The 10,321-nt window shown below is 50.2% G+C and carries 10 protein-coding genes and 2 pseudogenes; 5 read left to right on the top strand and 7 right to left on the bottom strand.

From position 1 onward, the window contains the following. Positions 1-129 precede the first annotated feature (129 nt). Positions 130-843, top strand: coding sequence for a PepSY domain-containing protein (locus tag MJ769_RS09600; protein WP_239236801.1), 714 nt, complete (start codon positions 130-132; stop codon positions 841-843). A 281-nt stretch (positions 844-1,124) separates the two neighbouring features. Here MJ769_RS09600 and MJ769_RS09595 read toward each other — a convergent pair. Next, positions 1,125-2,137, bottom strand: a pseudogene (locus MJ769_RS09595) (IS3 family transposase); the annotation flags it as partial. Positions 2,138-2,330: 193 nt separating this feature from the next. Between MJ769_RS09595 and MJ769_RS14745 the strand changes: the two are divergent. After that, positions 2,331-2,552 (top strand): transposase, encoded by a 222-nt coding sequence (locus tag MJ769_RS14745; protein WP_445083085.1) that lies wholly within the window; start codon positions 2,331-2,333, stop codon positions 2,550-2,552. On the opposite strand, the pseudogene MJ769_RS14740 reads toward MJ769_RS14745, so the two are convergent. Continuing rightward, positions 2,548-2,610 (bottom strand): annotated as a pseudogene (locus MJ769_RS14740) (hypothetical protein); the annotation flags it as partial. The gene MJ769_RS14745 and the pseudogene MJ769_RS14740 sit on opposite strands and share 5 nt — an antisense overlap. A gap of 85 nt (positions 2,611-2,695) precedes the next feature. Here MJ769_RS14740 and MJ769_RS09585 point away from each other — a divergent pair. Together MJ769_RS09585 and MJ769_RS09580 are read left to right on the top strand one after the other, a co-directional pair. Further along, a complete protein-coding gene (locus MJ769_RS09585; RefSeq protein ID WP_445083086.1) occupies positions 2,696-3,292 on the top strand; it encodes an IS1595 family transposase in 597 nt (198 codons plus the stop codon). Between the two features lie 200 nt (positions 3,293-3,492). Then, positions 3,493-3,747 carry a hypothetical protein gene (locus tag MJ769_RS09580; protein ID WP_239236800.1) on the top strand — a complete coding sequence of 85 codons (255 nt, stop codon included), beginning with the start codon at positions 3,493-3,495 and terminating at the stop codon, positions 3,745-3,747. A 9-nt stretch (positions 3,748-3,756) separates the two neighbouring features. Here the strand turns inward: MJ769_RS09580 and MJ769_RS09575 are convergent, their stop codons facing one another. The 4 genes from MJ769_RS09575 to MJ769_RS09560 all read right to left on the bottom strand — a co-directional run bounded on the left by MJ769_RS09575 (position 3,757) and on the right by MJ769_RS09560 (position 6,702). Then, positions 3,757-4,515 carry a BPSS1780 family membrane protein gene (locus tag MJ769_RS09575; protein WP_239236799.1) on the bottom strand — a complete coding sequence of 253 codons (759 nt, stop codon included), beginning with the start codon at positions 4,513-4,515 and terminating at the stop codon, positions 3,757-3,759. An 11-nt stretch (positions 4,516-4,526) separates the two neighbouring features. Next, complete coding sequence (locus MJ769_RS09570; protein ID WP_239236798.1) at positions 4,527-5,471, bottom strand: homoserine kinase; 945 nt, start codon at positions 5,469-5,471, stop codon at positions 4,527-4,529. Positions 5,472-5,486: 15 nt separating this feature from the next. Then, entirely contained in the window at positions 5,487-5,882 is a 396-nt protein-coding gene (locus MJ769_RS09565) for a DUF2782 domain-containing protein (RefSeq protein ID WP_239236797.1), read from the bottom strand. 103 nt (positions 5,883-5,985) lie between these two features. Then, positions 5,986-6,702, bottom strand: coding sequence for an LOG family protein (locus MJ769_RS09560; RefSeq protein WP_239236796.1), 717 nt, complete (start codon positions 6,700-6,702; stop codon positions 5,986-5,988). Between the two features lie 23 nt (positions 6,703-6,725). On the opposite strand from MJ769_RS09560, the gene polA reads away from it, so the two are divergent. After that, positions 6,726-9,464 carry a DNA polymerase I gene (gene polA / locus MJ769_RS09555; protein ID WP_239236795.1) on the top strand — a complete coding sequence of 913 codons (2,739 nt, stop codon included), beginning with the start codon at positions 6,726-6,728 and terminating at the stop codon, positions 9,462-9,464. A 233-nt stretch (positions 9,465-9,697) separates the two neighbouring features. Here the strand turns inward: polA and MJ769_RS09550 are convergent, their stop codons facing one another. Further along, the gene (locus MJ769_RS09550; protein WP_239236794.1) at positions 9,698-10,174 is read right to left on the bottom strand and encodes an Lcl domain-containing protein; all 477 of its coding nucleotides are present in this window, start codon (positions 10,172-10,174) and stop codon (positions 9,698-9,700) included. Positions 10,175-10,321 lie beyond the last annotated feature (147 nt).

The following is a 10,321-nucleotide window of genomic DNA, read 5'->3' as shown; positions in this document are numbered from 1 at the left end:
GCCGAAAGATGCGCGAAATTCCTGGGCGCTCAGCCTGAACCTGAATTGCCAGGTGAATCTGCGGAGTTCAAGCAGGCTGCGAATGGAGCCGCTGACGCTACAATTTCGACAAAAGAGAGTTAAGCCAAGATGAATATTCATGCGGTTCGACGGTGGCATGGACTTGTTGGAGCTGCCATAGTCCTATTTATGGTCTATCTTATTCTTTCAGGATTAGCTTTAAATCATGTTGATATACTCAAACTAGATAAACGGGAAGTAAGCTATTCGTGGTTAATGCGCTGGTACGGGATTGATGCTGCTGTTCCGACTAAAGGATATTTGCTTGGTAAAAGCTACTTATCATGGGAAGAAGGGAAATGGGTTTTAGACGGTAAATTATTGTCTAGTAGTGCAGGGCAACCAGTTGGAGCAGTCGAAGTTGGGGGGATTAATTATATTGCGACTACCTCTGCCTTATATTTGTATCAATCCGATGGGCAGTTGTTAGACAAGTTGGAAAAGCAATTGCTGCCCGCTTTTCCTATATCTGCACTTGGCAAAATGGGCAACAATGTTATGTTGCAAACTCCTTCAGCTATATATGCCAGCGTTGATGGTCTAAACTGGGATCTGTCGAATGTTTCTGGATTGAAGTTGTCTACTTTGCAAGATCTTCCTGCCGACGTTAAACGACGGTCGGCGGATATTCTCGCACCGGGCATTTCGCTTCAGCGTATATTGCAGGATATGCATAGTGGTCGTTTTTTTGGGCGCTATGCGGTGTGGGTGATGGATATTGCGACGCTTATATTGCTTGGGTTAGGTTTAAGCGGGTTTTGGCTTTATTGGAGGTTAAGGTGACTGGGAGAAGCGAGTTTACGTTTAGAGGCACGATATGGATCATTTCATCAGCTCCTCCGCTCCTCCGCCCAAGATAAGTATATCAATGCTTGAGTGAGAGTTTTTTGGCAACATTTCAGTACCGCGAGCTATTGTGGCCCCCTCTGTCAAGATAATAATGTATCGAGTTTAAGATGGTCGCCTTTTACATGCAGCCGAACGGCGCTGCCCCGGTTTTGTCCTTCTGTTTTTGATTTTGTTTCTATTTCTACTTTTTCTCTTTTCTCTAAACGTATTTTTTCTACCTCGCTGTATTTATCCACAATCCTGGCACCGCCACCGACCCCTGTCCGATAGACCTCGTCGGGCGTGTCGTAGCCCAGCGACTGGTGCTTTCTTTCCCTGTTGTAAAACACAAAGTATTCGGTCAACCCCAACAACAATTCAGAGACCGAGGTATACCCTTTCAGATACACGTCTTCGTACTTGACGCTGCGCCACAGCCGTTCCACAAAAATGTTATCCAGCGCACGGCCCCGTCCATCCATGTTAATTGCAATGCCTTTGTTCAACAGTGCTTGGGTAAATGCCTCACTCGTAAACGGTGAACCTTGGTCGGTGTTGAATATCTCCGGCGTGCCATGACTCTGCAACGCCTGTTCCAGGCAATCCACACAGAACCCATTATCCATCGTGTTGGACAGCCGCCATGACAGTACACGCCGCGAGTACCAGTCGATCACCGCCACCAGGTACACGAACCCGCGCGGCAGACGGATGGTGGTGATGTCCGTGCTCCACACTTGGTTGGGTCGAGTCACCAGCACGCCGCGTAGCAGATACGGATACACCTTGCTCTGCGGGTGCGACTGGCTGGTATCAGGCCCCGGTGCCATCCCGGCCAGACCCAGCAATCGCATCAGTCGCTGCACCCGCTTGCGGTTGATTACCTGTCCTGGTCGCGCAAATACACAGTCATCTTGCGGCTGCCGTAGAATGGGTGGCGTGTGTACTCGGTGTCGATCAGTGACAGTAACGCCAGTTCTTGTTCGTCCGATTTTGTAACCTGGTGCGGCGCATAGATCGTGGTACGATTGACCGCGACCAGCCCGCACTGCCGGGTCACCGCCAGCGACTCTCCAGTGCTGATCCATGACCTGCGAGTCATGCTAGGCATATCCCAGACTTTTTTGAGCCAGTCCAGTTCTATCTTCAGCCGTCCAATCTCGTTCGATGTTTTTAAGCCACGGATCGCTTCCAGTGCCACCTTGGCCTTGAACACGCTGGTAAAATTCTTGCGCTTGCTTTCACTCATCTCCTGCTCCTCTTTTACGGCAGGCTTACATCTTAATTTATTGTCTGAAATTTAGGGTCCACTATAAGCTACCTCAGCCAAAATTTAACTTAATTAGTTACATGCCTCAACTGGTTACAGTTGTTTACTTACAAGTTCATGTGGTGAGCTACTGAGGCCTAATAATAGGCGCATCTATCCAAGGAGATGTGTCATGGCAATGAATCGAGTTCAGTTTCAAAAGGGTCTGTCGATATCTGAGTTTCTGAAGCAGTACGGGAGGATGGAGCAGTGCCACGCGGCGCGGTTGGCGTCACGCTGGCCAGAGGGCTTTGTCTGCCCGCATTGCGGGGACGCTTCTCTTTTGCCGATACATCGGGCTTGTCAACTTTCGCAGATTTCCTTTCCATCCAATTTTTTACCGTATGACAGTTGACGTTCAGTTCTTCCGCGACCGACTTTATCGTCCTGTCTCCAGGAGAATATACCTTGATTAATGCCTGCTCGATAAATGCTTCCGTATACGTATTGCCATTGTTTCCTCCTGAATTTAAGTAAAATTTAGAGGCGACAACTAGTCTGACACAGGGGGTAACTGAGCGCGAATCCTTACGCGTCCTCGAAGGGCGAGTCGAAATTGACGACGCCTACCTGGGCGGCGAGCGCCCGGGTAAGCGCGGCCGAGGTTCCGGAAACAAAGTCTCCTTCGTTGCGGTTGTGCAGACCACAGAGGACGGCAAGCCGGTCGTAGCCTGCTTCGTCCGCATCCCGTTCACCAAACAAACCATCGAAGCCTGGGTCAAGAAGGCACGGGTGCCTTCCGCTCAAGTACTGTCCGACAGATTGGGATGTGTCCGGGGCGTCACTGCCAGCGGCGCTACACACTCCGCCATTATTATGAACGGCGGCACGGGTCGGGAAGCGACGCAACTCCCGGCATTCCGCGCCATGAATACCGTGCTGGGCAACCTGAAAACAGCTATCAGTGGAATCTACCATGCTTTCGACTTCCGTAAATACGCAGACCGTTACCTGGCCGAGGTTCAGGGCCGTTTAACCGCCGCTTCGATCTTGGCACCCTACTCAAGCACTTCGTTCGCGTTGCGGCGATTACAACCCCATGCCCTGAAGCTGCCATTTGGGCGGCTGAGGCATGTAACTAATCAGGAAAATTAATGAATCTAGGTTAAGTAGGTGTCCCATCCCGTGTGATCATATCCCCGTCCGCAGCTGGCCACTGTTTAGAGCGCGTCAATAGATGCGAGACCATATTGAGTCATTAAAGAGAGAGGTGAAGTCACAAAAAAATTGCACGACCTCTATCCCATACCTTACGAATCGCAGTGTCTTTCATCATCAGTGGTATTAGAAACTGAATGCCAGTTAGAAAAAAAGCAAAATTAGCTTCCCGTGCTTTGAAACATAACTCATTTCGCACTAATGAACAATCTGGATTCAATGAACTGCCGGATGCGGAAGCTGCACGTCCGGTTGCGTGGGAGAACGGCTGGGGTGACTTTGTTCTACTCGGTTGTAGCGCCAATAGCACTGGGGTGGGTGCGATGATAGTCAAACTGTGTCGATTTATTCAAGTGGACTGGATTGCTGGATCAACGGTAACCATAAATTGAATCTTGCTATTAGCCTGGTGTATTTGTTTCGCTCTCATGAGCCATAGCAAGTTCTGTTGGAGTCGGGAACAAATCACGATAGATAGCGTACATTGAACTTAGCATCACGGGCAGCAAAACTAACCAGCCTAGCATCATAGGCATGGAGGCGGCCATCATGAAAAGTAGCATTATTGCGCCGTACAGCCACAGCGGAAGGATGTTGCGCAGACAGGCTAACAAGCTGGCTTTTAGCGCGTCAATGGGCGACATTTCGTCAAAGATTATTAGCATCGGAGCAAATTGCATCGCCATCAGTAACATGCTGAACAATGTCATGCCCAGCATCAGTGCAAAGCCCGCTCCCGTAGCGGCTTGAGCTAGTATTTCCGGGTTGTCTACCGGCTGGCCACTCATCAAGATACTTACCAAAGTGGCGCCGCCGGTGATCATCATCACGCCTAATATCAGCATTTGGCAAATCAAGCTGATACCGCCTAATGTAACTAGCTGCGCAGTATTGTTGTGAAATCCAGCAAGCAAATGCGATAGTTCTAGCTCTTCGTCATGCTCCAACGCACGGCAGCCAAACATATAGCCAGCAAGCAGGATGGGGAATAGGAGGGTGGCTAATGGGTCGCCGATCACCGGGATAGTTGAAATGCCGAGTAGACCGACTACTCCGATTACCGCTTGACTCACCCACAGTACCGGACTTTTTTTGAGCAACCAGTATCCTTGCTTTATCCATAGCCAACCATTGGCAATATTTACTTTTCGCGCCTCCATTTTTCGCCTCGTTATAACCAAATAGCGTTACTGTTCGCGGTGATGTGCCGTTGCAGAATGCATTTAAATTGATCTGGGTTGTGCGCGTGTACCAGTTCATTTTCACGTGGCAAGTGCATATCGTACAAGCGCGATAGCCAGAAACGCAGTGCTGCTGCACGTAAGGCAATTGGCCAAGCAATTTGTTCTTCCTTATACATGGGTCGCACCGCATGGTAGGCCTGCAGCAGGGCTTGAGTGCGCGCTTTGTCCAGAATACTGTCTGCACCCATGCACCAATCATTCACGGTAATGGCCACATCGTATAGGAGACTGTCGTTGCAAGCGAAATAGAAATCGATCAGGCCGCCGATGTGCGCACCATCAAGCAGAACGTTGTCACGGAATAGGTCAGCGTGTATCACGCCGTGCGGTAGCGCGGCAAGCGTGTGTTTCTCGTGGAACGCGACTTCGCTTTCCAGTAATGCTACGTCCAGTGGTGATAGAAACGGTGTTACCTGCTGTGCGGCACGCGCACGCCAAATTGCAGCATGTGTGTTGGGCATGGTTTCCGCAAAGCTTAGTGCTGCATTGTGTAATCGGCCCAGCATTTCGCCTATAGCGGCACAGTGGGTTACATCTGGATTCGTCAACGACTTACCAGACAAACGACTGACAATGCACGCAGGCTTGCCATTCAGTTTGCTCAAGAATTGATTATGCCGATTGGCCACGGGGCTAGGGCAAGGAATGTCGTGGCGAGCCAAATGAGACATTAGATTGAGGTAAAAGGGCAATTCGCTGGCAGCAAGTTTTTCGAACAGCGTCAGCACGAAGCGGCCACTACTGGTTGTGACAAAATAGTTGGTGTTCTCGATACCTGAGACAATACCTTGGAATTCCAGTAATTGGCCTAGCGAAAAATCGTTCAGCCAAGATATAAGCTCTGGTTCAGTGACGCGGGTAAAAACTGCCATATTTCGGAACTCGTATCAGAATCTATGAATGACCCAGCGTGGTGGATTAAAACCTGGACCCAGATTTTGATAATGTGAAAACGAGCCATCACCACGATCATCCACCAAATAATAGGGTGGTCCAATTTTCGGGGTAATCTTGATCATATAAAGCTTTCCGCCAACGCGGTATTCTTCTACGGACTGTTCAGTCGACTTGATGATGGTAATTTCCTGACCCAAAGTAGCGTCCTGCGCACGGTCATCGACGGGCAAACTGGACGACTGGAGTGGCAACGGTAACAAATTGGCATCATGGGCATTGGCATCAAGCGGAGGCGGAGGTGGCAACGGTTGCAGGCCGGGCAGCTGTGCAGCAGAGGCTGTGCTGAACAAGCCGCTCAGGAATAAGGTGATAAACAGGCGCATCATATTAACTCGGAGAGTTCTCAAGGCCACATTCTAGCCGATAAGCAAGGAAAAGACTTCTTAAAACGTCCCATTCTTTGCGCTTGTTCCTTCATCCTTGCACCCATCACAGGTTCAACTGCATTTCACGTTCAGCCTCGGAAAGTTCAAAGCCGCGGGTCTCATAATGACTGAAAATGGCGTTTACTACCTCTTCTGAATTATCGATCAGCTGAATCAAATCCAAGTCCTGCGGATTGATCATGCCTTCGGCAAGCAGTGTTTGCCGGAACCAGTCCAGCATGCCGCGCCAAAATTCACTGCCGACCAGAATGATCGGTATGCGTCGTGTCTTTCCGGTTTGTACTAGAGTAAGCGCTTCCATCAGCTCGTCTAGCGTACCGAAGCCGCCAGGCATGACCACATAGGCACTCGCAAATTTAACGAACATGACCTTGCGCACAAAAAAGTGCTGGAAAGTCTGGCTGATATTTTGATAGGGATTGTCGTGCTGCTCGTGCGGTAATTGGATGTTCAGCCCTACACTTGGTGACTTGCCATAGAATGCGCCCTTATTGGCCGCTTCCATAACGCCAGGTCCTCCGCCCGAAATAACGGAAAAGCCTGCATCGGATAGCAGTCGCGCAATTTCCTCGGTTTTTTTGTAATATGGATGATTCGGTTGGGTACGTGCGCTGCCGAAAATGCTGACGGCTGGCTGAATGACATTTAGTCGGTCAGTGGCAGATACGAATTCTGACATAATGCCAAACACGCGCCATGCCTCTTTTGAATTCCATACTTCCGGCAACTTAGAAGAAGGCAGTTTAGACTGATTGCTCATGATTGAAGAACCCTTTTACAAAAATGAAAAAATTGTTACTGGTTGATGGCTCGTCTTATCTTTATCGCGCATTTCATGCAATGCCTGACCTACGCAGCCCGCATGGTGAACCGACTGGAGCGACCTACGGCGTGCTTAACATGTTACGCCGTCTGCGCGCCGACTACCCGGCGGATTATAGCGCCTGCGTATTCGACGCTAAAGGCAAAACCTTCCGTGACGACTTATATGCCGACTACAAAGCGCATCGACTTGCAATGCCAGAAGCCCTTGCTGCGCAAATTGCACCGCTGCATCAGCTTATCGCTGCTTCTGGCTGGAATATCTTGATGATTGACGGCGTGGAGGCGGACGACGTGATCGGTACGCTGGCACAGCAGGCAACAATGGGTAACGCACGCTGTATCATTTCCACAGGTGATAAGGATCTAACACAACTAGTAAACAGCCAAGTACAACTGGTTAACACTATGAGCAATGAAACGCTGGACGAAGCAGGAGTGCTGGCTAAATTCGGCTTATCGCCGGAACGCATCGTCGATTACCTTACTTTGACCGGCGACGCGGTAGATAACGTGCCGGGTGTACCTAAGGTAGGCCCCAAGACTGCTGTCAAATGGCTAAGACAATATGGCACACTGGATAATTTAATGGCACATGCACACGAAATTCCCGGGGTGGTGGGCAATAATCTGCGTAATGCGCTGGACTGGTTGCCGCAAGGTCGCATGCTAATTACCGTTAAGTGCGATGTTGAATTGCCCATACACTTTGACGAACTGGTGGCACCACCACAAGACAACGCGCTACTTCGCAGTATGTTTGAACGTTGTGGTTTCAAAAGTTGGCTACGCGAACTTTCTCCTGCCCCACCTTCGACTTCTGCAAAACAAATTGAGGAAGAGGAGGGGGTACGGCAAGCCAGCCTGTTTGCTGAAGAAGCGCCTGTGTCGGCCGCAGTGCATTACGAAACCATCTTGACGGAAACGCAACTCGACACCTGGCTGAAAAAAATCTTACTGGCCGAATTGGTGAGCATGAACACCGAAACCACTGCGCTGGACATGATGAACGCACAACTGGTGGGCATCTCATTTGCCATCCAACCTCATCACGCAGCTTACCTGCCACTGGCGCACCACTACTCTGGGGTACCGGATCAACTAAGCCGTGAGCATGTGCTATTAAAACTCAAGCCATGGCTGGAAAGCGCACGACACAAAAAATTGGGACAAAATCTGAAATATGATCAGCACATCTTCGCCAACCATGGTGTTCAGCTTGTGGGCATCGCCGAGGACACACTGCTGCAATCTTATGTGCTGGAAAGCCATAAGTCGCACGACTTGGACGGCCTTGCGCTACGACATCTAGGAGTGAAGACAACCAATTATGCCGAAGTCGTAGGCAAGGGGGCAAAACAAATTTGCTTCGATCAAGTGGACTTGGCAACCGCTACACACTACGCAGCAGAAAACGCCGACATTATTCTGCAACTGCATCAATCACTGATCCCGCAGATCAAAATGCAAGGCAAGCTGGATGCGGTGTACCGCGATATAGAACTACCCGCACGACAAGTGCTATACGTCATGGAGCGCAATGGCGTATTGATAGATAGTATCAAGCTGGCGGGACAGAGCCGCGAACTGGGCGAGAAACTCGTTAACATTGAGGCGCAGGCATACGCAGCGGCAGGGCAGCCGTTTAATCTCAACTCGCCCAAGCAAATTCAGGAAATCCTGTTCGACAAACTCAGTCTGCCGGTTAAGAAAAAAACGCCCAGCGGTACACCCTCCACTGACGAAGAGGTATTGCAGGAGCTGGCGCTAGATTACCCGCTTCCCAAGCTGCTGCTCGAATATCGTGGCATGGCGAAGCTTAAATCCACATACACCGACAAGCTTCCGCAAATGGTGAATTGCAGAACCGGGCGCGTTCATACCAGCTACTTGCAGGCTGTGGCTGTGACAGGACGATTAGCTTCCAGCGATCCCAATTTGCAGAATATTCCTGCGCGCACAGCGGAAGGGCGCCGCATTCGCGAAGCGTTCATCGCGCCTCCCGGCAGCCGTATCGTCTCTGCCGACTATTCGCAAATCGAATTACGCATCATGGCACATCTGTCCGGTGACCAAGGCTTGCTTAAGGCATTTGCGAATGCTGAGGACATCCATCGCGCCACTGCGTCAGAAGTTTTTTCTGTCCCGCTAGATGTAGTGAGCAATGAGCAACGGCGGTATGCCAAGGTCATCAACTTCGGCCTTATCTATGGCATGTCAGCATTCGGCCTGGCCTCACAACTTAATATCGAGCGTAGCGCCGCGAAGCAATATATAGACCTCTATTTCATGCGCTACCCCGGCGTGGCTGACTACATGCAGCGCACACGCCAGCAGGCCAAGCAGCAAGGCTTCGTGGAAACAGTGTTCGGGCGCAGACTATGGCTGCCAGAAATTAACGGTGGCAACGGAATGCGCCGCCAGGCCGCCGAACGTGCCGCCATTAATGCACCCATGCAGGGCACCGCAGCAGACTTAATCAAGCTGGCAATGGCCGCAGTGCAAAATTGGATAGAGCACAAGCAGCTTCATACTCGACTTATCATGCAAGTTCATGATGAGTTGGTGCTCGAAGTGCCGGAGAGTGAATTGACGTTAGTAAAAGAAAGTCTGCCTGGGCTGATGTGCCATGTGGCCGAGTTGAAGGTGCCGCTTGAAGTTGGACTTGGTGAAGGCGAGAATTGGGAGGCAGCGCATTGAACAGCCCCGTTTTCGTTGGTATGGGCGATTAAAATCCTGCACTCGGTTGCTATTATGGAGATGGTGGTGGTTACCCGAAAACCTGCAAGTGATGTAGAACCTACCACCCAACGATGTGATTAGATACTGCGTCGATCATTCGTTTAAGTGCGAGCTCTCTCGCGACGGCTACCGGAGCCGTGAGTTCCAGGCTTCATTTATGAAGCCCAACTGACCGATCTATTTAACCCGCTCTACTTAACACAGGTTACGTGACTGATGCCGTTTACGTCACCGTAGTTAGCGATGCCGCCTTCCAAATTGACGATAAACTGGAGGCCAGAAATAGAGCCGGCCGTGGATGACCAAACGTCGTGCAGCGTCCAACCCTGCTCACGTAGTTGAGAAGGCTTGTTGAGATTGCGGTAAGCAATATGACTACGAACACCTGACACACTTCCATCATAACGAGTAAGTGCGATTAGTTCGTCTTTAGTTGGCAGGCGCCATTTGTATCCCAGTGCTGTGGACGATGAGCAGATATCCTCAGCCTTAGCAAAATTGACGGCGGTGGCTGTAACGGGTGCCCAAGTGAGCCCACCATTAATGATGTAACCAGGAGGTAATTTTGCAGCTACGTCGCTTGGCGATGCCGCCTTTTTCGGCGCATCCGCCCACACCACATTCATGGCTAGCAATAAAGCAGTCGATGTTAAAATTAGTTTTTTCATAGAAGTTATATTACGCTTTATCCACCCTTTGGACAAGTGCTGTATGGATCAAAAATTGAGTTGCCAATGCACCTTGACAGTGTTGGGTGTTGATCTAGTGTAGTGCGCCATTCTGTTTGGAACTTAATCGACTGTTGGCACGAATGA

The sequence above is a fragment of the Candidatus Nitrotoga sp. BS genome (assembly GCF_927797785.1).
Taxonomy (GTDB): Bacteria; Pseudomonadota; Gammaproteobacteria; order Burkholderiales; family Gallionellaceae; genus Nitrotoga.
This window is presented reverse-complemented; position numbering and strand designations above follow the sequence as displayed.